A 25,762-nucleotide genomic window follows, 5' to 3' on the forward strand; every position below is an offset into this window, starting at 1 on the left:
CGCTTGCTGGGGCTGCTTCGCAGCCCTTTCGCGACACAAGGCCGCTCCCACAGGGCCGCGCAACTGCAAGAAAAGGGGTTTACAGCAGGAACAGCGTAGCTAGGCCAAGGAAGATGAAGAAGCCGCCACTGTCCGTCACGGCAGTGATCATCACACTCGCCCCCATCGCCGGGTCGCGCCCCAGGCGGGCCAACGTCATCGGGATGAGCACACCCATCAGCGCCGCCAGTAACAGGTTCAAGGTCATCGCTGCGGTCATCACCACACCCAGTGACCAGCTGCCATACAACCAGAAAGCCACCGCACCAATCACGCCTCCCCAAACCAGGCCGTTGATCAGCGACACCGCCAGCTCCTTGCGCATCAGGCGACTGGTGTTGCCCGGCGACACCTGGTCCAGCGCCATGGCGCGGACGATCATGGTGATGGTCTGGTTACCCGAGTTGCCACCAATACCCGCAACGATCGGCATCAACGCCGCCAACGCCACCAGCTTTTCGATCGAGCCTTCGAACAGCCCGATCACGCGCGAGGCAACAAAGGCGGTGATCAGGTTGATCGCCAGCCATGCCCAACGGTTGCGGAACGAGCGCCAGACCGAGGCAAAGATATCTTCCTCTTCACGCAGACCCGCCATGTTGAGGACTTCGCTCTCGCTCTCCTCACGGATCAGGTCGACCATCTCGTCAATGGTCAAACGGCCAATCAGACGACCGCTCTTGTCCACTACAGGTGCCGATACCAGGTCATAACGCTCGAAAGCCTGCGCCGCATCATAGGCATCTTCCTCAGGCTGGAAGGACACCGGGTCGGTCGCCATGACCTCCGCTACCTTCTTCTCTGGGTCGTTGACCAGCAGGCGCTTGATCGGCAATACCCCTTTCAGGATGCCGTCATAATCGACCACGAACAGTTTGTCGGTGTGGTTGGGCAGTTCTTTCAGGCGGCGCAGGTAGCGCAGTACCACCTCCAGGCTGACGTCTTCGCGGATGGTGACCATCTCGAAGTCCATCAGCGCACCGACCTGCTCCTCGTCGTAGCTCAGCGCCGAGCGCACACGCTCGCGTTGCTGGGCATCGAGGGTTTCCATCAGCTCGTGAACAACGTCACGCGGCAGCTCAGGGGCCAGGTCGGCCAGCTCGTCGGCGTCCATTTCCTTGGCGGCGGCCAGCAGCTCGTGATCGTCCATGTCGGCGATCAACGATTGACGAACCGAGTCGGAAACTTCCAGCAGGATGTCGCCATCGCGATCCGAGCGCACCAGCTGCCAGACCGTCAGTCGGTCTTCCAGGGGTAAGGCTTCGAGGATATAGGCGATGTCGGCGGGGTGCAGGTCATCAAGCTTGCGCTGCAGCTCGACGAGGTTCTGGCGGTGGACCAGGTTTTCTACCAGGTCATTGTGCGCGCCTTCCTGGCGGTGCGTCAGGTCTTCGACCACACGCTGGCGTTGCAGCAGTTCGACCACCTGGGCCAGGCGATCCTGCAGGCTTTCTTGCGCTTTTTTTACTTCTACTTCAGTCATAGGCGAACTCCACTCCCAGCAGCGGAGCACGCCGGGAGAATCAATCGGTCAGATCTTTCTGTATGAATCTTGTTAGCGAGTAACTACTGGGTAAGTCCATGGTGGTTTTCCACAAGCCCCGGCGGGGCTGACGGGCGCAATCATACACTGCTCAAGCTGTCAGATCGCTTAAAATTTTGGTCAGAACAATCGTTTGCGTGATAAAGGTGGGACAACGCTCGAAGCTATGAGTGCGACGATTGTTGTGGATGGGGAAGCACATTGAAGTTCAGGTACGCTGCGCCTGATCAATTTGGGGCTGCCTTACAGCCACACGCTACACCCTGCTCATTACAGAAGAGCTTAGATCGACATCGCCAACAATTCAGTGGCGCAAAAAACAAAAAGCCCGCTCAATTGAGCGGGCTTCTTGATGGGGTATGGCGGACTCAGCAGGATTCGAACCTGCGACCGCTCGGTTCGTAGCCGAGTACTCTATCCAGCTGAGCTATGAGTCCGCATTGGTAGTTTTAGACCAGATTACCACTGGTTGACTGAAGCAGCTTTGCAAGCAGATCCACTTCAAAAAGTGGCGGACTCAGCAGGATTCGAACCTGCGACCGCTCGGTTCGTAGCCGAGTACTCTATCCAGCTGAGCTATGAGTCCGCATTGGTAGTTTTAGACCAGATTACCACTGGTTTCTTGAAGCAGCCTTGCAAACAAAGCCACTTCAAAAAGTGGCGGACTCAACAGGATTCGAACCTGTGACCGCTCGGTTCGTAGCCGAGTACTCTATCCAGCTGAGCTATGAGTCCGTGTCTTGCCGCGCATTATAGGTCGCTGAAACATTTTTGCAAGAACTTTTTCGTTTAAAATCAACTACTTAGCGTTCTTACCGTTTACAGCGCCCTAAGCGAATAATGGCGGTGAAGGGGGGATTCGAACCCCCGATACCCTTATGAGGTATACTCCCTTAGCAGGGGAGCGCCTTCGGCCACTCGGCCACCTCACCGCAACACGAGGCGAATATTAAAGAACCTCTTTCACCTTTGCAACCCTTTTTTTGAAAAAAACTTCAAAAAAATTAAAGGCTTGGCTCTTCATCCTTCTCTTTCTTGATCCGCAGGTAGATTTCCTCGCGGTGAACGGCCACTTCTTTAGGGGCGCTGACGCCAATACGCACCTGGTTGCCTTTGACGCCAAGCACCGTCACGGTGATCTCGCCGTCTCCAATGATCAGGCTCTCGGCGCACCGACGAGTCAGAATCAACATAGCTTTCTCCTTACGCAAAACATTCAGGGGTAACAGTCTTTGGTATCAGGGCCTGGTCGTGGACGACGACCAGGCCCCGGTTACTCGCCACACAGGGCAGGACAGGCCATGCGTGGCGAGCAGAAACGCGAAGGGCGCGGCAAGCCGCGCCCTTCCTGGCAGCGCCTTACTCGCCCTGTCGGACAGGTGCGTCGAGCTCGAACGCGGTGTGCAGCGCACGCACGGCCAGCTCCAGGTACTTCTCTTCGATCACGACCGAAACCTTGATCTCGGAGGTGGAGATCATCTGGATGTTGATGCTCTCCTTGGCCAGGGCTTCGAACATGCGGCTGGCAACACCGGCGTGCGAACGCATGCCGACGCCAACGATCGAGACCTTGGCGATCTTGGTATCGCCGATCACTTCACGGGCACCGATTTCGCGGGCAGTGTTTTCCAGCACGCTTTGCGCCTTCTCGTACTCGTTGCGGTGTACGGTGAAGGTGAAGTCGGTGGTGTTATCGTGGGCAACGTTTTGCACGATCATGTCGACTTCGATGTTCGAAGCGCTGATCGGGCCGAGGATCTTGAAGGCCACGCCCGGGGTGTCCGGCACGCCGCGAATGGTCAGCTTGGCTTCATCACGGTTGAAGGCGATACCGGAAATGATCGGCTGTTCCATGGATTCCTCTTCATCAATGGTAATGAGGGTACCCGGACCCTCCTTGAAGCTGTGCAGCACGCGCAGCGGAACGTTGTACTTGCCGGCGAACTCCACCGAACGGATCTGCAGCACCTTGGAACCGAGGCTGGCCATTTCCAGCATCTCTTCGAAGGTGATCTTCTCCAGGCGTCGGGCCTGTGGCACGACGCGCGGGTCAGTGGTGTAGACGCCATCGACGTCGGTGTAGATCTGGCACTCGTCAGCTTTCAGCGCTGCCGCCAGGGCCACACCCGTGGTGTCGGAGCCGCCACGGCCCAGGGTGGTGATGCTGCCGTGCTCGTCGACGCCCTGGAAGCCTGCTACCACGACCACGCGGCCTTCCTTGAGGTCGGCACGAATCTTCTGGTCGTCGATCTGCAGGATGCGCGCCTTGTTATGCGAGCTGTCGGTGAGGATGCGCACCTGGTTGCCGGTGTAGGACACGGCTGGCACACCACGCTTGATCAAGGCCATGGTCAGCAGGGCAATGGTGACCTGCTCACCGGTCGACACGATCACGTCCAGTTCACGCGGAACCGGATGATCGGTGATCTGCTTGGCCAGGTCGATCAGGCGATTGGTTTCACCGCTCATGGCCGACAGCACAACCACCAGGTCGTCGCCTGCCTCACGGTGTTTCTTGACCTTTTCGGCAACCTGCTCGATCCGCTCGATGGAACCGACAGAGGTGCCGCCAAATTTCTGTACGATCAACGCCATTTCAATGGTGCCTCAGCCCATACAGGGCCTCAAAAAACAATCCAACATGAAGGAGTGGACGGGAGTGGCCTGTGTGGCTAAGCCTTGCACCCGAGACTGAGCGCACGAATTAGCCGTACAGGCCACCAGACCACCCACCCCTTCATCTCAAAGTCCCTGCTCTGCGAATGGCACGGCCAGCGCCAGGGCCTGGTCCAGTGCAGCGACGTCGACGCCACCACCCTGGGCCATGTCCGGACGACCACCGCCCTTGCCACCCACCGCCGCAGCGGCTTGTTTCATCAGATCGCCAGCCTTGAGTTGGCTGGAGAGGTCCTTGGTCACGCCGGCCACCAGCACAACCTTGCCCTCATGCTCGCTGCCCAGCAGGATCACTGCGTGGCCGAGCTTGTTTTTCAACTGATCGACCAGGGCCAGCAAGGCCTTGCCGTCCTGCCCATCCAGGCGGGCGGCGAGAACCTTGGCACCCTTGACCTCAACAGCCGCGTTGGAGAGATCGTCCCCGGCGGCGCTGGCAGCCTTGGCCTGCAACTGTTCCAGCTGCTTCTCCAGCTGACGGTTGCGCTCGAGCACAGCCGACAGCTTGTCGATCAGGTTGTCGCGGTTGCCCTTGACCAGTTGCGCGGCTTCCTTGACCTGCTCTTCGGCAGCATTCAGGTAGGCCAGCGCAGCAGCGCCGGTCACGGCTTCGATACGGCGCACACCAGAGGCTACGCCGCCTTCGCTGATGATCTTGAACAGGCTGATGTCACCGGTGCGCTTGGCGTGGATACCGCCGCACAGCTCTACCGAGAAATCACCGCCCATGCTCAGCACACGCACGGTGTCGCCGTACTTCTCGCCGAACAGCGCCATGGCACCTTTGGCCTTGGCGGTTTCGATGTCGGTCAGTTCGGTTTGCACCGGAGTGTTCTTGCGCACTTCGCGGTTGACGATGTCTTCCAGGGCCTTGATCTGCTCTGGCTTCAGCGCCTCGAAGTGGCTGAAGTCGAAACGCAGGCGCTGGCTATCCACCAGAGAGCCCTTCTGCTGTACATGTTCGCCCAGCACCTGGCGCAGCGCTTCGTGCAGCAGGTGGGTAGCAGAGTGGTTGAGCGAAGTGGCGTGCTGCACCTCGGCATCGACCTTGGCCACGACCGGCGAACCGATCACCAACGCACCGCTGGCGACCACGCCGTGGTGCAGGAAGGCACCGCCGGTTTTGGTGGTGTCGCGCACATCGAAGCGCGCAGCGCCGGCCTGCAGGAAGCCGGTGTCACCCACCTGACCACCGGATTCGGCATAGAACGGCGTGCGGTCGAGCACGACCACGCCCTGCTCGCCTTCACCTAATTGGTCGACGGCCTGGCCGTCTTTGTACAGGGCGATGATCTTGCCTTGGCCTTCGGTGGCGTCGTAACCGAGGAACTCGGTGGCGCTGTCGACCTTGACCACGCTGTTGTAGTCCATACCGAAGGCGCTGGCGGAACGCGCACGCTCACGCTGGGCGTCCATCTCGCGCTCGAAGCCGGCTTCGTCGATGGTCAGCTCGCGCTCACGGGCAATGTCGGCCGTCAGGTCCATCGGGAACCCGTAGGTGTCATACAGCTTGAACACCACATCGCCCGGTACCACGTCGCCTTTCAGCTGGGCCAGGTCCTGCTCGAGGATGCGCAGGCCTTGCTCCAGGGTCTTGGCGAACTGCTCTTCTTCAGCCTTCAGCACACGCTCGATGTGCGCTTGCTGGCTCTTCAGCTCAGGGAAGGCCTCGCCCATTTCGGCGGCCAGTGCGGCAACGATCTGATAGAAGAAGCTGCCTTTGGCGCCCAGCTTGTTGCCGTGGCGGCAGGCGCGACGAATGATGCGCCGCAGCACATAGCCACGGCCTTCGTTGGACGGCAGCACACCGTCGGCGATCAGGAAGCCGCACGAGCGAATATGGTCGGCGACCACCTTCAGCGACGCCTGGCCGTCATTGCTGCAACCGATAGCCTTGGCCGCAGCCGCCAGCAGGTTCTGGAACAGGTCGATCTCGTAGTTCGAGTGCACGTGCTGCAGCACGGCGCTGACGCGCTCCAGGCCCATGCCGGTGTCCACCGACGGCGCTGGCAGCGGGTGCAGCACGCCGTCGGCGGTGCGGTTGAACTGCATGAAGACGTTGTTCCAGATCTCGATGTAGCGGTCGCCGTCTTCTTCTGGCGAGCCGGGCGGGCCGCCCCAGATGTCAGCGCCGTGGTCGTAGAAGATTTCGGTGCACGGGCCGCACGGGCCAGTGTCACCCATGGTCCAGAAGTTGTCGGAGGCGTAAGGGGCGCCCTTGTTGTCGCCGATGCGCACCATGCGCTCGGCCGGCACGCCGATTTCCTTGGTCCAGATGTCGTAGGCTTCGTCGTCAGTGGCGTAGACGGTGACCCAGAGCTTTTCCTTGGGCAGGTTAAGCCACTTGTCCGAGGTCAGGAAGTTCCAGGCGTAGGTGATGGCATCACGCTTGAAATAGTCGCCGAAGCTGAAGTTGCCCAGCATTTCGAAGAACGTATGGTGACGCGCGGTGTAACCGACGTTTTCCAGGTCGTTGTGCTTACCACCGGCGCGCACGCACTTCTGGCTGCTGACAGCCCGGGTGTAGGCACGCTTCTCCGCGCCGAGGAAACAGTCTTTGAACTGGTTCATGCCGGCATTGGTGAACAGCAGGGTTGGGTCGTTGTTCGGGATCAGCGAACTGGAGGCGACTCGGGTGTGTCCCTGCTCTTCGAAGAAGCGAAGGAAGGCTTCACGGATTTCTGCGCTTTTCATAGGTTCTTCCACGGAAACGGCGGCCCTGTCGGGCAAACGCGTCGACGAAACGACGGCAAAGGGCCGCATTATATCGGTCCTGCAATCTCGATGCAGTGTGTTTATACGATAGAAACCATCGTTTGGACGGTTTTTCGGGCTATGCAAACGAAAATGACATGACCGGATGCTAAATCCTGTCTTTCGCCACTGGCAAGCCAATTACCGCCGATGGGAAGGGAAAATGGAACAGGCGGTGAATTAAAAGAGTTTCACGGGGAATGAAGGATCCAATTCATCCTGTCAGGGCCCTATCGCCGGCCAGCCAGCTCCCACAGGATAACCCCAGGTCTGGCTGTCATGCAGTCCCTGTGGGAGCTGGCTTGCCGGCGATAGGGCCGGGGCAGGAAGACAGGTAATCAGCCCAGCCGCTGCCCCGAATCCGGCACGATCAGGATGCCGGCCCGCAAGCCGTTCCTGACCTTGGGATTGGGAAAAATGATGCGCGCCCCCTCCTCCTCGACCACCCAGCGCATTTCGGCCAGGTCTTCAGCCAGCAGGTAACCCTTGCTCAGCTCTGAGAAGTTTTCAATGTCCGCCGGCAGGTGCAGGTGGAAGCTGTCGCTGTGCTTGATGATCTCACGCGAAACGCTGAACAGTTGCAGGCCATCCAGCGAGCCTTCACCCTCTGGCTCGGTGCCTTCGATGATCTGGATCAGGCGCTCTTCGAGCCGGTCGAGGTTGACCTGCTCGTTCTGGCCAAACGGGCGGGCCTTGCCCAGTTCCAGAGTGAAAGCTTCGGCATCCAGCTGTTCGTAGGTAAAGGCACTGAAGGTGATGGAGGATTTGCTCTGCAGCAGCACCGCTTCCATGCCTGCCGCTGCCAGGCGCGCCAGTTCACGACGGGAGTGCTTGCGCCCTTCTTTATAGGGGTACAAGGCAAATTGCTCGATCTTCGAACCGCGGATGGCGGTATGCAGGTCGTAGTGCAGGCGGCTGCGCTCCGGCTTGCTGAAGAACACCCGGGCGAACTGTTCCAGCTCGGCGGCACGTAATGCCTCGAAGCCACTGGAAAGCTCATGGCGGCCGTTGAACAGCCGATTGATGTCCTGCTCGATGAACCGTTCGCCCTTGCGGATCGCCGCCGGGTTGCCAAACAGGAACAGCAGCCGTGCCTTGGGTTTGATCTTGCCGTTGGCCACACCGTGCAACAGCCGTTCGAGCAATTCGATCGGCGCCGTTTCGTTGCCATGAATGCCCGCAGACAATAACAAGTCCAGCCCGCAATCATCGCTTTCGGCGGGGCGCACTTCGAGCGCGCCCTCCCCCAGCCAGCGCAAACGCGCGCCCTTGGGTGTCACTTGGGTCTTCTCGGCCGGTTCGTGATCGGTGAGTGTCAGCTCAAGCAATTTGCCAAGGGCGAGCATAGGGGCTTCCTTAGTGGTGGTGGCCGCAGTCAGGGCCATGGACGTGATCGTCGTCTTCGCCAACCTCGGCCGGCTCCATTTCCAGCTGCAGGCTGACCAGGTTGGTGGCCATCGGGCGCAGCAGCAGGTTGGCGTACTCGGTGTCATCTTCATCGACATCTACACCGATCAGCAGCTGGCCACGGCCGTCCTGCTGAATCCACACTTCCTTGCCTTGCCAGACCACGGCAAAACGGGTGCAGGAGGTTTCCAGCTGGGTGCCGTCTTCATCTTCAAGGATCAGGCGCAGGGCATCGGTCATTGCAAAGTCTCTCTTCAAGGTTGGCGTTGGAACGGGTATACCGAGCCCAACTTCAGGATCTGGGTCAATTCGTCCAGTGCCGTACGGCATTCCACCAGCAACTGCGGGTCGGCCAGGTCCGCTTCGCCCAGGCGATCGCGGTAATGCTTGTCGACCCACTGCACCAGGGTGTCGTACAGCGGGGCGGTCATGATAACGCCTTGGTTCACCGCCGCCAGTTCCGATTCCTTCAACGCCACGCGCAGACGCAGGCAAGCCGGGCCACCGCCGTTCTGCATGCTTTGCTTGAGGTCGAATACCTTGACCTCCCTGACCGGGCCACCTTGGCTGGTCAGCTGGCCCAGGTAGGCCCAGACCCGCTCGTTGTTGCGGCACTCCTCCGGCACCACCAGCAGCATGGAGCCGTCATCGCGGCTGAGCAACTGGCTGTTGAACAGGTAAGAGCGCACGGCATCCTCTACCGCCACCGCCGCACGTGGCACACAGATGGCCTGGAAGTGGCCGCCCTTGTTGGCCAGTTTAGCGCGCAGCTGACCAAGCACCGCGTCGGTCTCGAGGAACGCGTCCTCGTGATAGAACAGCACTTCGCCGTTGCCCACCGAAATCACGTCGTTATGGAACACGCCCTGATCGATCACGGCGGGGTTCTGTTGAGCGTAGACCACACCGCCATCGCTCAACCCATGCAACCGGGCCACGGCCTGCGAAGCCTCCAGGGTTTGCCGGGCCGGGTACTTCTGCGGCGCCGGGTAACGGCTGTCGAAGGCACTGCGGCCATAAACGAAAAACTCCACGCCGGGGTCACCATAAGCACGGCAGAAGCGCGTGTGGTTGGCCGCGCCCTCGTCACCGAACTGTGCCACGGCCGGCAATGCTGCGTGGTGGGCAAAGTGTTTCTCGTTGTTGAACATGGCGCCCAGCACACGGCTGGTGGTCGGGTGCTCGATGCTGCGGTGGTACTTGCAGTTCAGGTTGGCGGCGGTGAAGTGCACGCGGCCATCCGCCGTGTCGGCACTGGGGCTGACCGTGGCCGCATTGGCCACCCACATGCTCGAGGCCGAGCAGCTGGCCACCAGCAACGGCATGGCGTCTTTCGCAGCACGCTGGATGACCTCGGCATCGCTGCCGCTAAACCCCAGGCGGCGCAGCGCGGCCACATCCGGGCGCTCTTGCGGCGCCAGCACGCCCTGCTTGAAGCCCATGTCGGCCAGCGCTTTCATTTTTGCCAGACCTTGACGCGCGGCTTCGCGCGGGCTGGAACCCTGCTGGCTGTTGCTCTGCGAAGCCACGTTGCCGTAAGACAGGCCGCCATAGTTGTGGGTAGGCCCCACCAGGCCATCAAAATTCACTTCATAGGATTTCATCGGCTAGGCTCCGTGACCTGTTGTTATAGGGTGACGCCCGGCGTGAGTGTCGCCGGCAAGGCAAGGCTGGCGGTCTCCAGCGAAGCCACGGGGTAAGCACAGTAGTCAGCCGCGTAGTAGGCACTGGCGCGGTGGTTGCCACTGGCACCCACGCCACCGAACGGCGCGCTGCTGGCGGCGCCGGTCAGTTGCTTGTTCCAGTTGACGATGCCGGCGCGGCTACGCAGCCAGAAGTACTGGTAGCGGGCACGCGAGTCGGACAGCAAGCCGGCGGCCAGACCGAACTGGGTGTTGTTGGCTTCATCGATGGCGGCATCGAAGTCGGCGTAACGGATCACCTGCAACAGCGGGCCAAAGAACTCCTCGTCCGGGCGCTCGGCCACGCCTGTGACATCGACAATGCCCGGGGTCAGCAGCGCGGCATCGGCCTGCGGCTGGGTCATTTCCAGCAGCTTCACGCCACCCTTGGCGGCCAGTTCGGCCTGGGCCGCAATCAGCGCCCGCGCCGCCTGCAGCGAAATGACCGAGCCCATGAACGGCGCTGGCTGATCGTCAAATGCACCCACCGTGATGGTTTTGCACACCTCGACCAGGCGTGCGATCAGCGCATCACCCCAGGCGCCTTGCGGCACCAGCAGGCGCCGCGCGCAGGTGCAACGCTGCCCGGCAGAAATGAACGCCGACTGGATAATGGTGTACACCGCAGCGTCGAGGTCCTTGACCTCGTCTACCACCAGCGGGTTGTTGCCCCCCATTTCCAGGGCCAGAATCTTGTCCGGGCGACCGGCGAACTGCTGGTGCAGCAAGTTGCCGGTGCGGCTGGAACCTGTGAAGAACAGGCCATCGATCCCCGGGTTGGCGGCCAGTGCCACACCGGTTTCACGCGCGCCTTGCACCAGGTTCAGCACGCCCGCCGGCAGGCCGGCGGCGATCCAGCAGTTGACGGTCAGCTCGGCGACCTTGGGCGTCAGCTCGCTGGGCTTGAACACCACGCAGTTACCCGCCAGCAGCGCCGGCACAATATGGCCATTGGGCAAGTGACCGGGGAAGTTGTAGGGGCCGAACACCGCCACCACGCCATGGGGCTTGTGCCGCAGCACGGCCGTGGCGTCGGCCAGCGGGCCGCTCTTTTCCCCGGTGCGCTCGCGGTAGCTTTGTACCGAGATCGCCACCTTGTTGATCATGCTGGTGACTTCGGTCGCCGACTCCCACAGGGGCTTTCCGGTTTCCTCACCGATGCACTGTGCCAACGCTTCGGCATGCTTTTTCAGCTGTTCGGCGAACTTCTCCAGCACATCGATGCGCGCTTCCAGGCTCAGTTGTGCCCACGCCGGGAAGGTCCGGCGCGCTGCCTGCACAGCGGCGTCCACTTGGCTGGCGTCAGCGCCCTGCCCTTGCCAGATGACAGCCTGGGTTACCGGGTTCAGCGACTGCAGGGCTTCGCCCTGCCCCGCCAGCCAATTGCCTGCGATGTAATGCGTGGTCATTTATTGGGCCTCCCGGCTGGCCGACAGCGGCACGGCACGCACGTTGTCGCCAGCCCCCATGCGCAGACGCTTGGCGGTCAACGGGTCGACCACCAGGGTACCGGCGGCCAGCCGCGCCGGAGCGGCAGTGATGCGGCAATCGTCGCGTTTGCGGTTGTGGATGATGTAAGGGGTAGCGTCATCGCCCGGCGTGCCGACTGCCAGCACCAAGGTCTGGCTCTCGCGCACGGCGCGGATCTTGGCGGTATCACACTCGATGGCGGGGCCTGCGTCGAAGATGTCGACATAGCCCTGATAGTTGAAACCTTCCTGCTTGAGCATGGCCAGCGCCGGCTCGGTGTCGACGTGCACGCGGCCGATCACCTCGCGCGCCGCCTCGGACAGGAAGCAGGTGTACAGCGGGAACTTGGGCATCAGCTCGGCGATGAACGACTTGTTGCCTACGCCGGTCAGGTAGTCCGCCTGGCTGAACTCCATCTTGAAGAAATGCCGGCCAAGGCTTTCCCAGAAAGGCGAACGGCCATGCTCGTCGGACATGCCACGCATTTCGGCGATGATCTTTTTGCCGAACAGCTCCGGGAACTCAGCAATGAACAGCATGCGCGCGCGCGACAGCAGGCGGCCATTGAGCCCGGAGCGGTAGTCGCTGCGCAGGAACAGCGAGCACAGTTCAGAGTTGCCGGTCAGGTCGTTGGCGAGGAACAGGGTGGGGATTTCGCGATAGATCTTCAGCTCCTGCGAGGCGCTGACGGTCAGGCCGACCCGATAGTTGTACCACGGCTCGCGCAGGCCGACGGCACCCGCGATGGCACTGATGCCCACCACCAGGCCTTCGTCGTTTTCCAGCACGAACAGGTAGTCGGTGTCGCCACGCTCGGCTTCGCCACGGAAGCTCTTTTCCGCCCAGCCAACGCGATGCCCCAAGCGTTCTTCGTTGGCCGGCAGCGTGGTCAGCCCGGTGGTGCCGGTGCTGCGTGCCAATTCGATCAACGCAGGCAAATCGCTGCTGCGTACAGGACGAACGATCATGCTATCTCCTTGTGCGGCGGCGGCGGCCGGCGCAAAACTCTTCTAACGCATCAATCCCGAAACGTCTGTTACCAGACCTCAGACTGCGACCAGGCGCACACTGCCACCCTCGCCCACACCCAGCGCATCGGCCGCAGCCAGGCTCAGGCACACCGGCTTGCCGGGCACCCAGTCCAGGTCCAGCAGCACTGCGCGGTAGTCCTGCAACTGGCCGTTGCACACCAGGTACGGGCGCCCCCCCTTGCCCGGCGCGTCCTCGATTTTCACCGGCGCCGAGCGGCTCTGGGCAATCGAGCGAATGCCCGAAGTGCGCGCATGCAGAGTCGGGCCGCCGTCGAAAATGTCGATGTAATGCTCGGTCTCGAAGCCTTCGCGCATGAGGATGTCGAAGGTGATCTGCGCGCGCGGGTGCACCTGCCCCATGGCTTCCTGCGCCTCATCGGGCAGCAGCGGCACGTAGATAGGGTAATGCGGCATCAGTTCGGCGAGGAAAGTGCGGCTCTTCAGGCCACACAGGCGCTCGGCGTCGGAGTAGTTAAGGTCGAAGAAATTGCGGCCGATGGCATCCCAGAACGGCGATTCGCCATTCTCGTCGCTGTAACCGACGATTTCGGTCACTACCGAGTCGGCGAAACGCTCCGGGTGCGCGGCCATGAACAGCAGGCGACCGCGCGAATTGAGCTCGGCCCAGCCGCTGTTCACCAGCTCCGGCAATACATAGAAGCTGGTCAGCAGGCTGTTGCCGGTCAGGTCATGACACAGCGACAGCACGTGGATCTTGTTGTGGATCTTCAGTTCGCGCGAGGCATGCACGAAGGTTTCGTTACGAAAACTGTAGAACGGCTCGGAGTAGCCAGCCGAAGCGACAATGGCCGAGCAGCCGGCCAGCTTGCCGGTCTCGCTGTCTTCAAGCACAAAAAAGTAGCTTTCCTCGCCGTTGAAGCTGACCTCGGCGGCGAAGGAAGTCTCGGAAGCGGCGATCTTGTCGCCCAGGCGAGCAGCGTCGTCCGGCAGCGAGGTGACACCAATGGGGCTGTCTGCAGCCATGCGCTGCACTTCGTTCAGATCAGCCATTTGCGTGGGGCGCATCACCAGCATGGTGTCACTCCTTTGGAATACGGGCCGCTCACCGCGGCACGGAAAAACGGCAGGTACACAGGCACCTGCAGTGGAATCGGTTATCGCCGGCCAGGCCCGCTAGTGGCCTGGGCCGGCGACGGGACCGCAGGCGGATCAGCCTTTGGTCAAGGCAGCCACAGCGCGCTCGAAGCGGTCCAGGCCTTCATCGATGTCGGCGTCTTCAACCACCAGGCTTGGCGCAAAACGGACCACGTCCGGGCCGGCCTGCAGCACCATTACGCCTTCTTTCTCGGCAGCGTTGAGCACGTCCTTGGCCTTGCCCTGCCAGGCCTCGGCAAGTACGCAGCCGATCAGCAGACCAACACCACGTACCTGGGTGAACAGGTTGTACTTCTGGCCGATCTGTTCCAGGCGGGTTTTGAAGCGTGCGTGCTTGGCCTTGATGCCGGCCAAGGTTTCAGGGGTATTGACCACATCCAACACCGCGCAGGCGACGGCGCAGCCCAGCGGGTTACCGCCGTAGGTGGTGCCGTGTGTGCCGACCGCCAGGTGCTTGGCCAGTTCGGTGGTGGTCAGCATGGCGCCGATCGGGAAGCCCCCGCCCAGGCTCTTGGCGCTGGTCAGGATGTCGGGCGTCACGCCGTAGTGCTGGTAGGCATACAGCGAACCGGTACGGCCCACGCCAGTCTGCACTTCGTCGAAGATCAGCAGGGCGTTGTGCTCGTCGCACAGCTTGCGCGCGCCTTCCAGGTAGGCCTTGTCGGCCGGCACCACGCCGCTCTCGCCCTGGATCGGCTCGATCACCACGGCGCAGGTCTTGTCGGAAATCTTTGCCTTCAACGCTTCCAGGTCGTTGTACGGCACGTGGCTGATGCCAGTGATCTTCGGACCGAAACCGTCGGAGTACTTCGGCTGCCCACCAACGCTGACGGTGAACAAGGTGCGGCCGTGGAAGCTGTTCACCGTGGCGATGATTTCGTGCTTTTCCGGGCCGAAGCGGTCATGGGCGACGCGACGGGCCAGCTTGAAAGCGGCCTCATTGGCCTCGGCGCCGGAGTTGCAGAAGAACGCCCGGTCGGCAAAGGTAGCGTCCACCAGCTTGTGAGCCAGGCGCAGGGCCGGCTCGTTGGTGAACACGTTGGATACGTGCCAGAGCGTGTTGGCCTGGTCGGTCAGGGCCTTGACCAGTGCCGGGTGGCAGTGGCCCAGGGCGTTTACCGCGATGCCACCGGCAAAATCGATCAGCTCGCGACCCGACTGGTCCCACACACGGGAACCCTCGCCTCGCACAGGAATGAAGGCCGCCGGAGAATAGTTGGGGACCATGACCTGGTCGAAATCGGCACGTTGCACCGGGGCTTGCTCAACGGACATCTGAGTCTCCTGAAGAGGAACGCTGGCCTGGAAGTGGGCGAGCGATGGGGGGATTGTAAGGACTGATCCGCGCCTGTCCTTGCGGCCAAGCGACAACTTGTTACAGCGCAAAACCCAGTTTTGACAAGGCTTTCGGCAATGCGACAAACACTGTCGCAATCGCGCAGTGTACGGGAGAGAGGATGCTGGGTGAACGGGTGTTCACATTGGGATTGAACGCTGCCTGCACCGGCCCTTTCGCGGGACAAGCCCGCTCCCACAGATTCACTACTGAATCAGATGGCAACGAGCATCTGTGGGAGCGGGCTTGCCCCGCGAAAGGGCCAGCACTGACAGCAACGTTTCAGCCCTTTTCGGCAGGCGCCGAGCTCAGTTCGAACGGGCTGCTGCTGCGTCGCTGGTTGCGGTCTTCCCGTGGCGTGGCGCCAAAGAAGTTGCGATAGGCACTGGAAAAATGCGGCCCCGAGGAGAAGCCACAGGACAAGCCGATCTGGATGATCGACTTACTGGTCTGCATCAGCATCTGCCGCGCCTTGTTGAGCCGCAGCTCCAGGTAGTACTGGCTAGGCACGCGGTTCAGGTACTGTTTGAAGATACGCTCCAGCTGGCGACGCGACACGCACACATGCTGAGCAATCTCGTCGGTGGTCAGCGGTTCTTCGATGTTGGCTTCCATCAACAGCACCGCCTGGGTCAGTTTGGGATGACTCGAACCCAGGCGGTTTTGCAGCGGTATGCGCTGACGCTCGCCACCCTCACGGATGCGCTCCACCACCAGTTCTTCCGACACCGCACCCGCCAGCTCCGCCCCGTGGTCACGGGCCAGCACTGCCAGCAGCAGGTCGGCCACGGCGATGCCGCCACAGGCCGTCAGGCGATCACGGTCCCAGTCGAACAGGTGGCTGGTGGCGATGACCTTGGGGAAGCGTTCGGCAAAATCGTCCTGCCAGCGCCAGTGCACCGCAGCCCGGTAACCGTCGAGCAGGCCCAGCATCGCCAGCGGATAAACCCCTGCAGACAAGCCGGCGATCATGCAGCCACTGCGCGCCAGCTGCTTGAGCGCAGTCGACAGGGACGCCCCTACCGCCGCAGGCGGCTCATCAGCAACCAGGAACAGTTTGTGGCACCCCTCCAGGCGGCCGGCCCACGGCTCGCCGGGCAGGCGCCAACCGCCTTCTTGCGCTGGCTCCGCCTGTAGAAAGGCCAGTTCGTAAACCACATCCGGATGCACCCGCTGCGCCACCTGCAACACTTCCTCGGCCAGCGCCAGGGTCAAGGGCTTGGTGCTGGGCCAGATGAGAAAACCGATTCGCTGGGTGGTCATAGGGTGCGGTCCGAAACCTGAGGTCGTTCGAGTCTGTGCGCCGGGTCAGGCTGCGCTCGCAGCGCAGCATGCCCTATTCTGGTGCAAAAATGCAGCTTTTACTTCAGGCTGCCCGAGAGGAACTGCTTCAGGCGCTCCGACCGCGGGTTGGCCAGTACTTCGCGAGGGCAGCCGGTCTCTTCCACCAGGCCTTTGTGCAAGAACACCAGCTGGTTGGACACCTCACGAGCAAAGCCCATTTCGTGAGTCACCACCACCATGGTCCGGCCCTCCTGAGCCAGCGCCTGCATGACCTTGAGCACATCCCCCACCAGCTCCGGGTCGAGCGCCGAAGTCGGCTCATCGAACAGCATGACCTCCGGCTCCATGGCCAGGGCCCGGGCAATTGCCACACGTTGTTGCTCACCGCCCGACATATGCCCGGGGAAAGCGTCCTTGCGGTGGGCCACCCCCACCTTGGCCAGGTAGTGCTCGGCCTTTTCAAGGGCTTCTTTCTTGTTCACACCCAGTACATGGACCGGCGCTTCGATCACGTTCTCCAGCGCCGTCATGTGCGACCACAGGTTGAAGTGCTGGAACACCATCGACAGGCGCGAGCGCATGCGCTGCAGCTGGCGCGGGTCGGCGGCCTTCAGCGCACCGTCCTTGGCGGCGACCAGCTTGAGTTCTTCGTTGTTGAGCAGGATCTTGCCAGCGTGCGGCTGCTCCAGCAGGTTGATGCAGCGCAGGAAGGTCGACTTGCCCGAACCACTGGAGCCGATAATGCTGATGACGTCGCCGGCCTTGGCCGCCAGGGACACGCCCTTTAGCACTTCATGGCTGCCGTAGCGCTTGTGCAGGTCTTGGACTTCGAGTTTGTACATGCTGTCGATTCTCACAAAGCGGTCAGTGCTTGCGCGGCGCCAGGTAGCCGAGCCAGCGGCGTTCGGCCATCTTGAACAGGCGCACCAGGATGAAGGTCAGGCACAGGTAGAACACGCCCGCCGTGATATAGGCCTCGAAAGGCAGGTAGTACTGGGCATTGACCGTGCGTGCGGCACCGGTGATGTCGATCAGGGTGACGATCGACGCCAGGCTGGTGGTCTGCAGCATCATGATCACTTCGTTGCTGTACTGCGGCAGCGCGCGGCGCAGGGCCGACGGCAGCAGGATGCGCCGGTACATCTTCATGCGCGACATGCCCATGGCCTTGGCCGCCTCGATCTCGCCGTGCGGCGTGGCCTTGAGGCTGCCGGCGATGATTTCGGCGGTATAGGCACTGGTATTGATACCGAACGCCAGGCAGGCGCAGAACGTGGCGCTGGACAACAGCGGCCACAGGAAGCTTTCGCGTACCGCCTCGAACTGCGCCAGGCCGTAGTAGATCAGAAACAGCTGCACCAGCATTGGCGTGCCGCGAATCACGTAGGTGTAGAGCCATGCCACGAGGTTGATCGCAGGCTGTTTGGACACGCGCATCAGGCCCAGCGGAATGGCCGCCAGCAGGCCGAAGAACAGCGAAATCGCCAGCAGCTTGAGGGTGGTCAGCAGGCCGCCGAAGTACATCGGCAATGCCTCCCAGACGACGTTGTAGTCGAAGATCATAGTTCAGCCACCTTGACGCCCACCGAGTAGCGGCGCTCGAGATACTTCAGGGCCAGCAGCGAGACACTGGTCAGCACCAGGTACAGGGCCGCCACCGCCAGGAAGAAGGTGAAAGGCTCGCGGGTGGCATCGGCCGCCTGCTTGGCCTTGAACATCATGTCCTGGAGGCCGACTACCGAGATCAGCGCGGTGGCCTTGGTCAGCACCAGCCAGTTGTTGGTGAAGCCCGGGATCGCCAGGCGAATCATTTGCGGCACCTGGATGCGGAAGAACACCTGGCGGTTGCTCATGCCATACGCCACGCCCGCTTCGGCCTGGCCTTTGGGAATGCCGAGGAAGGCACCGCGGAAGGTTTCCGACAGGTACGCGCCAAAGATGAAGCCCAACGTGCCAATACCCGCAACCAGCGGGTTGAGGTCGATGTAGTCTTCGTAGCCGAGCAGCGGCGCCACCCGGTTGATGATGTCTTGCCCGCCGTAGAAGATCAGCAGGATCAGGACCAAGTCCGGAATACCACGGATCACCGTGGAATACAGATCGCCCAGCCAGGCCAGCCAGCGCACCGGCGACAAGCGCAGCGCCACACCGATCAGGCCGAGCACGATGGCCAGGGCCATCGACGACAGGGCGAGCTGCAGCGTCAGCCACGCCCCGTCGAGGATGACTGCCCCGTAGCCTTTCAACATGATGAGGTCCTCGACCTAGAGAATGAAAAATGGTGCAAACCTCAGAGCTTCTGCTGTTTGCACCATTGCACAGGTGAAACCCGACGTCTTAGTTCGAGTCTGGACCGTAGATATCGAAGTTGAAGTACTTCTTCTCGATTTCTTTGTACTTGCCGTTGGCACGGATGGCGTCGATAGCCGCGTTGATGCGGTCGACGTTGGCCTTGTCGCCCTTGCGTACGGCAATGCCGATGCCGTCACCGAAGTATTTGGCGTCGGTGAAAGCCGGGCCTACGAAGGCGAAGCCCTTGCCGGCGTCGGTCTTGAGGAACCCGTCTTCCAGCAGGGTGGCGTCAGCCACGGTGCCGTCGAGGCGACCGGCCGCCACGTCCAGATAGATTTCGTTCTGGGTGCCGTAAGGCACCACGGTGGCCCCTTTGGCGCCCAGCACTTCCTTGGCGAAGCGGTCATGGATCGAGCCACGCTGCACACCGATCTTCTTGCCTTTGAGCTCATCCAGGCTGTCGCTGACAGCGGTGCCGTCCTTCATGACCAGGCGCGCCGGGGTGAGGTAGTAGCGCTTGGTGAAGTCGACCGACTTCTTACGGTCTTCAGTGATCGACATGGAGGACAGAATGGCGTCGATCTTACGCACCTTAAGCGCAGGGATCAGGCCGTCGAACTCCTGCTCGACCCAGGTGCACTTGGCCTTCATCTCTTCGCACAGGGCGTTGCCGATGTCGTAGTCGAAGCCGGCGATGCTGCCGTCAGGCTGCTTGAAGGCGAAGGGTGGGTAGGCGGCTTCAATGCCGATTTTCAGTGGTTTTTCATCGGCCTGCGACACCAGGGAAAACACAGACAGCGCCAGGGCGCCAAGCAGTGCGAGCTTCTTCATCAGGTAACTCCATCGGTACGGGGCAATACAAGGCAGGTAACAACTGCCCGATATGCGAATGGGTACAACGCGAGCCGCGCAGGGTTCGACCAAGGTCGCAGACCACGAGCGAGTGAGTGGCATTTTAGCGACAGCCCGGTAGTCGATATTTCTTCAAAGCGACAACTACTTACAGAAGCGCCTGAAACCGCTGCGGGCGATGTTGACAGCCAATGCAAAATATGCAAAAGCGCAAGAAATAGAACCTATAGACCTAGCAATTCCTGGGCCTATTATTGGCAAAGCCTTGTACTACGGCAAGTGGAGCGTGCTGTGTTGCACAAATTGGCTACGCAAATGCACCAAAACGGGCCAGATGTGTTTCCTCGCGCCCCGAACCTGTGCGGGACCGGTGACAGAACAGTTACCGATGAATGTCGGGTAACAGTAAAGCAAAAACCCCGCCGGTTGCCCGGGCGGGGTTTAGTCTGGTCGTGGCGCTCCCACCGCGTAAGCGACGAGGCTATCAGGCCGAAGCCAGGCTCATGGCCTTGTGGGTATCGATCAGGTGCTGCACCACACCCGGGTCGGCCAAGGTGGAGATATCGCCCAAAGCATCATACTCACTGGTGGCAATCTTGCGCAGGATACGGCGCATGATCTTGCCCGAACGCGTCTTCGGCAACCCCGGCGCCCACTGGATCACGTCCGGCGAGGCAATCGGGCCGATTTCCTTGCGCACCCAGTTCTTCAGCTCCAGGCGCAGTTGCTCGCTGGCCTCGACACCGGCATTCAGGGTGACATACACATAGATGCCCTGGCCCTTGATGTCGTGCGGCACGCCAACCACTGCCGCCTCGGCAACTTTCGAGTGCGCCACCATGGCGCTTTCGATTTCGGCAGTACCCATACGATGGCCAGACACGTTGAGCACGTCATCCACACGGCCAGTGATCCAGTAGTAGCCATCTTCGTCGCGGCGCGCACCGTCACCGGTGAAGTACATGCCACGGAACGTCTTGAAGTAGGTGTCAACGAAGCGGTCGTGGTCGCCGTACAGCGAACGCGACTGGCCCGGCCAGGAGTCGAGGATCACCAGGTTGCCTTCGGCCGCGCCCTCGATCAGGTTACCCAGGTTGTCCACCAGCGCAGGCACCACGCCAAAGAACGGACGGGTTGCCGAGCCCGGCTTGAGACCGGTAGCGCCCGGCAGCGGGCTGATCAGGATGCCGCCGGTCTCGGTCTGCCACCAGGTGTCGACGATCGGGCAACGCTCCTTGCCAACGGTCTTGTAGTACCAGTTCCAGGCCTCAGGGTTGATCGGCTCGCCCACCGAGCCAAGCAGGCGCAGGCTGGAACCATCGGCCCCCTCAACAGCGGCCTGCCCTTCGGCCATCATCGCGCGAATGGCGGTTGGGGCGGTGTAGAGGATGTTGACCTTGTGCTTGTCGACGATCTTCGACACGCGGGTAATGTCCGGATAGTTTGGCACGCCCTCGAACAGCAAGGTGGTGGCGCCATTGGCCAGCGGGCCGTAGACGATATAGCTGTGGCCAGTGACCCAGCCGACGTCGGCGGTGCACCAGTAGACCTCGCCCGGGCGGTAGTCGAACACGCGCTCGTGGGTCAGCGCGGCATACACCAGGTAACCACCGGTGGTGTGCAGCACACCCTTGGGCTTGCCCGTAGAGCCGGAGGTATAAAGGATGAACAGCGCTTCTTCAGCACCCATTTCTTTTGGCGCGCAGTGGCTGGAGGCCACTTTCATCAGGTCTTCGTACCAGATGTCGCGGTGCTGGTGCCAGGCAATCTCACCACCGGTGCGCTTGCACACGATGATCTTCTGTACGCTTTTGGTTTCAGGGTTGGTCAGCGCCAGGTCGACGTTGGCCTTGAGCGGGGTACGACGGCCGCCACGTACGCCTTCGTCGGCGGTGATCACCACTTTGGACTCGCAATCGATGATGCGGCCAGCCAAGGCCTCAGGGGAGAAGCCACCGAAGACCACCGAGTGGATCGCACCGATACGGGCACAGGCCAGCATGGCGACCACGGCCTCGGGGATCATCGGCATATAGATGGTGACCACATCACCACGGTGCACGTCCTGGCCACGCAGGGCGTTGGCGAACTTGCAGACCTGCTCGTGCAGCTCACGGTAAGTGATGTTGCGGTGCTCGGAAGGGTCGTCGCCCTCCCAGATGATTGCCAGCTGGTCGCCACGCTCTTCAAGGTGGCGGTCCAGGCAGTTGGAGGAAACGTTCAGAGTGCCGTCGGCGAACCATTTGATATCGACGTGATGGTCATCAAAGGAGGTTTGCTTGACCTTGGTGAACGGTTTGATCCAGTCGATACGCTGGGCCTGCTCGCGCCAGAAGCCGTCCGGGTTGATCACCGATTTCTGGTACATGGCCTTGTAGGTGGCCTCGTCGGTCAGGGTAGTGGCCGCAACCTCGGGACGAACGGGATACAGTGGAGCCGCACTCATCTGTGTTACCTCGGTGTAATAGTTGTTTTTGTATGGAACCGTTTGTAACTGTACCAGAGCGACAAAAGCCATTCGACGTTGGTAGTAATTTGGTACGCCCGTTCCGCCCAAGCGCTCTGGCCCGGGCATTACAGACCCTGCGTCGAAAAAAAAGAGGCGGTTACCAGGGGATTGTTACAGATTCTGTCAAAACACTTTATCAAAAGACCCACTGTTTCAGCCTTGGCCACCGCCATAAAATTCACCTCGCCAGCAACGGCAAGGCGATTAACAACTGGTAACAGCCCCCACGAAGGCAAGCGTTAATCTCCATCTCATCCCGATAGTTAAAACTCGCTGTACTCGCGGCGCCATAAGCGCCGCGTGCCCCCTCACGACCTTAGACAGGTAAATAGAAAATGAAAGCTTTACTGGTATTGGTACTTGGCAGTCTTTGCGGCGCGGCGATGGCCGGCGAAGCCAAAGATGCCGAGCAGATTCCGGTTGAACAATACAGTTACTCGCAACACCTGGACATTGCCCGCGTCATCTCCATGAGCGAAGTGCCCAATGTGTGCGAAGTCGTGCCAGCCCGCATGACCTACGAGGACTCCCAGGGCCAGAAGCACATTCTCGAATACCGCGTGATGGGGAACGGCTGCTCCAACGGCTGATACCTTGTGAATCGGGGCCCTGCGGGCCCCTATCGCGACACAAGGCCGCTCCTGCAGGTATTGCGCAATCCTCAAACCCGCGCCGTACCTGTAGGAGCGGCCTTGCGCCGCGAAAGGACTGCGAAGCAGTCCCAAGTTCTTTGCCTGACAACTAATCCGCAGACTTGTTAAGCGAGTAATCCCTCAACTTGTTGGCAATTGTCGTGTGCGAAACACCCAATCTTTTCCCCAAAGCCCGACTACTCGAAAACTCCCCCATCAAACTTTCCAGTACCGCCTTTTCAAAGCGCCCGACAATCTGCGAAAGATCCCCTTCCAGCGAAAACTCACCCAACGGTTGCCGCACGCCATAATCCGGCAAGCGAATATGCTCGCTTTTGACCACGCCGCCTTCACATAAAGAAACCGCCTGAAACAATACGTTTTCCAACTGCCTTACATTACCCGGCCAATGGTATTGCCCAAGTTTTTCCATTGCTGCTGGCGCCAGGCGGGGCATGGCGCAGCCGATCTGCCGGCTGGCCTGATCGAGAAAGTGCTGTACCAGCCCTTCCAACCCATCCATGCATTCACGCAAAGGCGGAATGTGCAGCGACAATACGTTCAGGCGGTGATACAGGTCCTGGCGAAACTCGCCACGGGCACACAGTTCCGACAAATCCACCTGGGTCGCGCAAATCACCCGCACATCCAGGTACACCTCTTCATCGCTGCCTACCCGGCGGAAGCAGCCGTCTTGCAGAAAGCGCAGCAGCTTCACTTGCAGGCGCGGGCTCATCTCCCCTACTCCGTCAAGAAACAGCGTGCCGCCGGCGGTCAGCTCCAGCAGCCCCAGCTTGCCCTCGGCCCGCGCCCCTTCGAACGCGCCGGGACCGTAACCGAACAGTTCAGTCTCGGCCATCGACTCGGGCAACCCGGCGCAATTGAGCGCCATCAGCGGCGACTGCCCGCGCGGGCTGGCCAAATGGCAGGCGCGCGCCAGCAGCTCCTTGCCAGTGCCGGTCTCGCCTTCAATCAGCAAGGGTGCATCCAGCGGTGCCATGCGCCGCGCCTCACGTACCACGGCGGCCATCACCCGCGAGCTCTGGAAGATGCTGTCGAAGCCGCGCAGCTCTTGCTTGCGCACGTTGTAGATACGCTCGCCGATGCGGTCTGCACGGTGCAGGGTGAGTACCGCACCCGCCAACGCCTCACTGTCATCGTGCTCGGACTGCAGCGGCGCGATATCGGCCAGAAACACATCACCTTTGACCTTGATACGCATGCCATTGATGCGCGACTTGTTGGCCCGCACCAACTCCGGCAGGTCAAAGTCTTCCACATAGCGTGCCAGCGGCATGCCAGGCACCTCATCTACCCGCACCCCCAGCAGCTGCGCCGCCGTGCGGTTGGCGGCGACGATACTGCCGCCCATGTCGATCGACAGCACCGGGAAATCCAGCGCCCCCAGCAGCGCATTCAGCTCCATGTGGCGGCGCTCGCTGGGCATCAGCCCTACGCGCTTGACGCCGAACACGCCGGCAATCGCCTCGAACTTGGGCCGCAGTGCCTGGAACTGCAGATTGATCAGGTTCGGGCAATGCAGGTAGATGGCGTTGCCATGGTCACCGCCCACCTCGCCACGCAGCACGTTGATGCCGTACTCCACCAGCAGGTTGAGGATGTCGCGCAGAATGCCAATCCGGTTCTGGCAATGGACTTTGATACGCATGTGGGGCCCGCGAAACGCCAATGTTTTTCAACACCGCGCAGAAAAGTTGTAAAGAGAAGCTGACAAAAACAGTGTAACCATCAGCCAGATGCCTCGGATTTTCCGACACCTGCCGCATTTTGTAAAATTATCGTTACGAAAATGAGGGTGATAACGCGCGACAGGGCGTGCGGTCCATCGTGCAAACCGATCCGGGCGGGGATATTACTGAGTCATGTCCTGCACATAACAAGAAAAGCCCTCACCAGGAGAGCCTCATGAAACAGACGCAATACGTGGCACGCGAGCCCGATGCGCATGGTTTTATCGATTACCCGCAGCAAGAGCATGCGGTATGGAACACCCTGATCACCCGCCAGCTGAAAGTGATCGAGGGCCGCGCGTGCCAGGAATACCTGGACGGCATCGACCAGCTCAAGCTGCCCCATGACCGTATCCCGCAACTGGGCGAGGTCAACAAGGTGCTGGGCGCCACCACCGGCTGGCAAGTTGCCCGGGTACCGGCACTGATCCCCTTCCAGACCTTCTTCGAACTGCTGGCCAGCAAGCGCTTCCCGGTTGCCACCTTCATTCGTACCCCGGAGGAGCTGGACTACCTGCAAGAGCCCGATATCTTCCACGAGATCTTCGGCCACTGCCCGCTGCTGACCAACCCATGGTTCGCCGAATTCACCCATACCTACGGCAAGCTCGGCCTGGCCGCGACCAAGGAACAACGCGTCTACCTTGCGCGCCTGTACTGGATGACTATCGAGTTTGGCCTGATGGAAACCCCGCAAGGCCGCAAGATCTATGGCGGCGGCATTCTCTCGTCGCCGAAAGAGACCGTCTACAGTCTGTCTGACGCGCCTGAGCACCAGGCCTTCGACCCGATCGAAGCCATGCGTACGCCATACCGCATCGACATCCTGCAGCCGGTGTATTTCGTGCTGCCGAACATGAAGCGCCTGTTCGACCTGGCCCACGAAGACATCATGGGCATGGTCCACAAAGCCATGCAGCTGGGCCTGCACGCGCCGAAGTTTCCACCCAAGGTCGCTGCCTGATCAACCTTGCCGATAACAACTCGAACCGGAAAACATCTCATGAATGCCTTGAATCAAGCCCATTGCGAAGCCTGCCGCGCCGACGCACCGAAAGTCTCCGACGACGAGCTGGCCGAACTGATTCGCGAAATCCCGGACTGGAACATCGAAGTGCGTGACGGCCACATGGAGCTTGAGCGCGTGTTCCTGTTCAAGAACTTCAAGCACGCCCTGGCGTTCACCAACGCCGTGGGCGAAATCGCCGAAGCCGAAGGCCACCACCCGGGGCTGCTGACCGAGTGGGGCAAAGTTACCGTGACCTGGTGGAGCCACTCGATCAAAGGCCTGCACCGCAACGACTTCATCATGTGCGCACGCACTGACAAAGTGGCTGAAACGGCTGAAGGCCGTAAGTAATCGCTTAGGAAGTGGGGCCGCTGCGCGCCCC

At 61.0% G+C, this 25,762-nt stretch carries 21 protein-coding genes and 4 tRNA genes; 3 read left to right on the plus strand and 22 right to left on the minus strand.

Annotation, left to right across the window (positions count from 1 at the left end; genetic code table 11):
• Window positions 1-79: 79 nt before the first annotated feature.
• From mgtE to acs, 21 genes are all read right to left on the minus strand, one after another.
• Window positions 80-1,522, minus strand: coding sequence for a magnesium transporter (mgtE, locus tag ACK1VC_RS26460; protein WP_016488484.1), 1,443 nt, complete (start codon window positions 1,520-1,522; stop codon window positions 80-82).
• A gap of 420 nt (window positions 1,523-1,942) precedes the next feature.
• Window positions 1,943-2,019, minus strand: a tRNA-Arg gene (locus tag ACK1VC_RS26465).
• 72 nt (window positions 2,020-2,091) lie between these two features.
• Window positions 2,092-2,168 (minus strand) — tRNA-Arg (locus ACK1VC_RS26470).
• A 72-nt stretch (window positions 2,169-2,240) separates the two neighbouring features.
• A tRNA-Arg gene (locus tag ACK1VC_RS26475) sits at window positions 2,241-2,317 on the minus strand.
• Window positions 2,318-2,423: 106 nt separating this feature from the next.
• Window positions 2,424-2,514, minus strand: a tRNA-Ser gene (locus tag ACK1VC_RS26480).
• A gap of 72 nt (window positions 2,515-2,586) precedes the next feature.
• The gene (csrA, locus tag ACK1VC_RS26485; protein ID WP_003254503.1) at window positions 2,587-2,775 is read right to left on the minus strand and encodes a carbon storage regulator CsrA; all 189 of its coding nucleotides are present in this window, start codon (window positions 2,773-2,775) and stop codon (window positions 2,587-2,589) included.
• A gap of 166 nt (window positions 2,776-2,941) precedes the next feature.
• A complete protein-coding gene (locus ACK1VC_RS26490) occupies window positions 2,942-4,177 on the minus strand; it encodes an aspartate kinase (RefSeq protein ID WP_016488485.1) in 1,236 nt (411 codons plus the stop codon).
• A 147-nt stretch (window positions 4,178-4,324) separates the two neighbouring features.
• A complete protein-coding gene (gene alaS, locus ACK1VC_RS26495) occupies window positions 4,325-6,949 on the minus strand; it encodes an alanine--tRNA ligase (protein ID WP_024717733.1) in 2,625 nt (874 codons plus the stop codon).
• A 398-nt stretch (window positions 6,950-7,347) separates the two neighbouring features.
• The gene (astE, locus tag ACK1VC_RS26500) at window positions 7,348-8,355 is read right to left on the minus strand and encodes a succinylglutamate desuccinylase (protein ID WP_016488487.1); all 1,008 of its coding nucleotides are present in this window, start codon (window positions 8,353-8,355) and stop codon (window positions 7,348-7,350) included.
• A 10-nt stretch (window positions 8,356-8,365) separates the two neighbouring features.
• Window positions 8,366-8,656 (minus strand): hypothetical protein, encoded by a 291-nt coding sequence (locus ACK1VC_RS26505; RefSeq protein ID WP_016488488.1) that lies wholly within the window; start codon window positions 8,654-8,656, stop codon window positions 8,366-8,368.
• 14 nt (window positions 8,657-8,670) lie between these two features.
• Entirely contained in the window at window positions 8,671-10,020 is a 1,350-nt protein-coding gene (gene astB, locus ACK1VC_RS26510) for an N-succinylarginine dihydrolase (RefSeq protein WP_060519129.1), read from the minus strand.
• Window positions 10,021-10,043: 23 nt separating this feature from the next.
• Window positions 10,044-11,507: a succinylglutamate-semialdehyde dehydrogenase gene (astD, locus tag ACK1VC_RS26515; protein ID WP_145913849.1), complete on the minus strand. Its 1,464-nt coding sequence runs from the start codon at window positions 11,505-11,507 to the stop codon at window positions 10,044-10,046.
• Window positions 11,508-12,536: an arginine N-succinyltransferase gene (gene astA, locus ACK1VC_RS26520; protein ID WP_016488491.1), complete on the minus strand. Its 1,029-nt coding sequence runs from the start codon at window positions 12,534-12,536 to the stop codon at window positions 11,508-11,510. It lies immediately after the preceding gene.
• Between the two features lie 78 nt (window positions 12,537-12,614).
• Entirely contained in the window at window positions 12,615-13,634 is a 1,020-nt protein-coding gene (gene aruF / locus ACK1VC_RS26525) for an arginine/ornithine succinyltransferase subunit alpha (RefSeq protein WP_449118148.1), read from the minus strand.
• 135 nt (window positions 13,635-13,769) lie between these two features.
• On the minus strand, window positions 13,770-14,990 hold the full coding sequence (locus tag ACK1VC_RS26530; RefSeq protein WP_016488493.1) for an aspartate aminotransferase family protein: 1,221 nt from the start codon (window positions 14,988-14,990) through the stop codon (window positions 13,770-13,772).
• 343 nt (window positions 14,991-15,333) lie between these two features.
• A complete protein-coding gene (gene argR, locus ACK1VC_RS26535) occupies window positions 15,334-16,314 on the minus strand; it encodes a transcriptional regulator ArgR (protein WP_016488494.1) in 981 nt (326 codons plus the stop codon).
• 98 nt (window positions 16,315-16,412) lie between these two features.
• Window positions 16,413-17,177, minus strand: coding sequence for an ABC transporter ATP-binding protein (locus ACK1VC_RS26540; protein WP_016488495.1), 765 nt, complete (start codon window positions 17,175-17,177; stop codon window positions 16,413-16,415).
• 22 nt (window positions 17,178-17,199) lie between these two features.
• Window positions 17,200-17,898 carry an ABC transporter permease gene (locus tag ACK1VC_RS26545; protein ID WP_016488496.1) on the minus strand — a complete coding sequence of 233 codons (699 nt, stop codon included), beginning with the start codon at window positions 17,896-17,898 and terminating at the stop codon, window positions 17,200-17,202.
• A complete protein-coding gene (locus ACK1VC_RS26550) occupies window positions 17,895-18,584 on the minus strand; it encodes an ABC transporter permease (protein WP_016488497.1) in 690 nt (229 codons plus the stop codon). Before ACK1VC_RS26550 ends, ACK1VC_RS26545 begins: the two co-directional genes overlap by 4 nt.
• Window positions 18,585-18,672: 88 nt before the next feature.
• A complete protein-coding gene (locus tag ACK1VC_RS26555) occupies window positions 18,673-19,458 on the minus strand; it encodes an ABC transporter substrate-binding protein (protein WP_016488498.1) in 786 nt (261 codons plus the stop codon).
• A gap of 505 nt (window positions 19,459-19,963) precedes the next feature.
• The gene (gene acs / locus ACK1VC_RS26560; RefSeq protein WP_016488499.1) at window positions 19,964-21,925 is read right to left on the minus strand and encodes an acetate--CoA ligase; all 1,962 of its coding nucleotides are present in this window, start codon (window positions 21,923-21,925) and stop codon (window positions 19,964-19,966) included.
• 398 nt (window positions 21,926-22,323) lie between these two features.
• On the opposite strand from acs, the gene ACK1VC_RS26565 reads away from it, so the two are divergent.
• Window positions 22,324-22,578: a DUF2790 domain-containing protein gene (locus ACK1VC_RS26565; protein WP_003254526.1), complete on the plus strand. Its 255-nt coding sequence runs from the start codon at window positions 22,324-22,326 to the stop codon at window positions 22,576-22,578.
• 151 nt (window positions 22,579-22,729) lie between these two features.
• On the opposite strand, the gene ACK1VC_RS26570 is transcribed toward ACK1VC_RS26565, so the two are convergent.
• Window positions 22,730-24,289: a sigma-54-dependent phenylalanine hydroxylase transcriptional regulator PhhR gene (locus ACK1VC_RS26570; protein WP_016488500.1), complete on the minus strand. Its 1,560-nt coding sequence runs from the start codon at window positions 24,287-24,289 to the stop codon at window positions 22,730-22,732.
• A 257-nt stretch (window positions 24,290-24,546) separates the two neighbouring features.
• Here ACK1VC_RS26570 and phhA point away from each other — a divergent pair, with 257 nt between their 5' ends.
• Window positions 24,547-25,335 carry a phenylalanine 4-monooxygenase gene (gene phhA, locus ACK1VC_RS26575; protein ID WP_016488501.1) on the plus strand — a complete coding sequence of 263 codons (789 nt, stop codon included), beginning with the start codon at window positions 24,547-24,549 and terminating at the stop codon, window positions 25,333-25,335.
• A 39-nt stretch (window positions 25,336-25,374) separates the two neighbouring features.
• On the plus strand, window positions 25,375-25,731 hold the full coding sequence (locus ACK1VC_RS26580) for a 4a-hydroxytetrahydrobiopterin dehydratase (RefSeq protein ID WP_016488502.1): 357 nt from the start codon (window positions 25,375-25,377) through the stop codon (window positions 25,729-25,731).
• Window positions 25,732-25,762 lie beyond the last annotated feature (31 nt).

It is taken from the genome of Pseudomonas sp. XP2, from assembly GCF_053557975.1.

What these genes read in the sequence shown, in the direction of transcription:
- mgtE (WP_016488484.1), bottom strand. Translation starts at nt 1,522, where the DNA reads ATGACTGAAGTAGAAGTAAAAAAAGCGCAAGAAAGCCTGCAGGATCGC.
- csrA (WP_003254503.1), bottom strand. Translation starts at nt 2,775, where the DNA reads ATGTTGATTCTGACTCGTCGGTGCGCCGAGAGCCTGATCATTGGAGAC.
- ACK1VC_RS26490 (WP_016488485.1), bottom strand. Translation starts at nt 4,177, where the DNA reads ATGGCGTTGATCGTACAGAAATTTGGCGGCACCTCTGTCGGTTCCATC.
- alaS (WP_024717733.1), bottom strand. Translation starts at nt 6,949, where the DNA reads ATGAAAAGCGCAGAAATCCGTGAAGCCTTCCTTCGCTTCTTCGAAGAG.
- astE (WP_016488487.1), bottom strand. Translation starts at nt 8,355, where the DNA reads ATGCTCGCCCTTGGCAAATTGCTTGAGCTGACACTCACCGATCACGAA.
- ACK1VC_RS26505 (WP_016488488.1), bottom strand. Translation starts at nt 8,656, where the DNA reads ATGACCGATGCCCTGCGCCTGATCCTTGAAGATGAAGACGGCACCCAG.
- astB (WP_060519129.1), bottom strand. Translation starts at nt 10,020, where the DNA reads ATGAAATCCTATGAAGTGAATTTTGATGGCCTGGTGGGGCCTACCCAC.
- astD (WP_145913849.1), bottom strand. Translation starts at nt 11,507, where the DNA reads ATGACCACGCATTACATCGCAGGCAATTGGCTGGCGGGGCAGGGCGAA.
- astA (WP_016488491.1), bottom strand. Translation starts at nt 12,536, where the DNA reads ATGATCGTTCGTCCTGTACGCAGCAGCGATTTGCCTGCGTTGATCGAA.
- aruF (WP_449118148.1), bottom strand. Translation starts at nt 13,634, where the DNA reads ATGCTGGTGATGCGCCCCACGCAAATGGCTGATCTGAACGAAGTGCAG.
- ACK1VC_RS26530 (WP_016488493.1), bottom strand. Translation starts at nt 14,990, where the DNA reads ATGTCCGTTGAGCAAGCCCCGGTGCAACGTGCCGATTTCGACCAGGTC.
- argR (WP_016488494.1), bottom strand. Translation starts at nt 16,314, where the DNA reads ATGACCACCCAGCGAATCGGTTTTCTCATCTGGCCCAGCACCAAGCCC.
- ACK1VC_RS26540 (WP_016488495.1), bottom strand. Translation starts at nt 17,177, where the DNA reads ATGTACAAACTCGAAGTCCAAGACCTGCACAAGCGCTACGGCAGCCAT.
- ACK1VC_RS26545 (WP_016488496.1), bottom strand. Translation starts at nt 17,898, where the DNA reads ATGATCTTCGACTACAACGTCGTCTGGGAGGCATTGCCGATGTACTTC.
- ACK1VC_RS26550 (WP_016488497.1), bottom strand. Translation starts at nt 18,584, where the DNA reads ATGTTGAAAGGCTACGGGGCAGTCATCCTCGACGGGGCGTGGCTGACG.
- ACK1VC_RS26555 (WP_016488498.1), bottom strand. Translation starts at nt 19,458, where the DNA reads ATGAAGAAGCTCGCACTGCTTGGCGCCCTGGCGCTGTCTGTGTTTTCC.
- acs (WP_016488499.1), bottom strand. Translation starts at nt 21,925, where the DNA reads ATGAGTGCGGCTCCACTGTATCCCGTTCGTCCCGAGGTTGCGGCCACT.
- ACK1VC_RS26565 (WP_003254526.1), top strand. Translation starts at nt 22,324, where the DNA reads ATGAAAGCTTTACTGGTATTGGTACTTGGCAGTCTTTGCGGCGCGGCG.
- ACK1VC_RS26570 (WP_016488500.1), bottom strand. Translation starts at nt 24,289, where the DNA reads ATGCGTATCAAAGTCCATTGCCAGAACCGGATTGGCATTCTGCGCGAC.
- phhA (WP_016488501.1), top strand. Translation starts at nt 24,547, where the DNA reads ATGAAACAGACGCAATACGTGGCACGCGAGCCCGATGCGCATGGTTTT.
- ACK1VC_RS26580 (WP_016488502.1), top strand. Translation starts at nt 25,375, where the DNA reads ATGAATGCCTTGAATCAAGCCCATTGCGAAGCCTGCCGCGCCGACGCA.